This window comes from Mycobacterium intermedium (assembly GCF_002086275.1).
Classification (GTDB): domain Bacteria; phylum Actinomycetota; class Actinomycetes; order Mycobacteriales; family Mycobacteriaceae; genus Mycobacterium; species Mycobacterium intermedium.
Window position 1 is genome coordinate 1 of record NZ_MVHT01000326.1, and the last position, 416, is coordinate 416.

The window sequence follows — 416 nt, forward strand, 5'->3', positions numbered from 1 at the left end:
GGCCTGCGAGATCAACTGAATCCGAATCAACAAACCCGACTCCAAAACCGGGTGGACTCAGTAACGGGGACTAGCCACCAATTCTGGGGAACCTCAATCAAGGCCTTCGAGGTCGACTACGGGGCCAAGTTCCCCAAGGCGGTCGCCAAGATCGTCGATGACCGCGACGTGCTGCTGGAGTTCTACAAATATCCCGCCGAGCATTGGATCCACTTGAGGACCACGAATCCGATCGAGTCGACGTTTGCCACCGTACGGTTGCGTACCAAGGTCACCAAAGGACCCGGCTCACGTATGGCCGGAACGGAACCTGTCAACCTAGGTGAGGCGCCGTTGTGCGGTATTTACTGAGTTTCCTCCTGTGGTTGGTTGGGTCGGTTGATCCATGAGGTATTGGGGATCTTGGGCGGTTCGGG

1 pseudogene is annotated in these 416 nt (G+C 57.0%); it reads left to right on the forward strand.

Annotated elements, in window-relative coordinates:
* Positions 1-93: 93 nt before the first annotated feature.
* Positions 94-303: pseudogene (locus BST27_RS30890) on the forward strand (transposase); the annotation flags it as partial.
* Between the last annotated feature and the right edge of the window lie 113 nt (positions 304-416).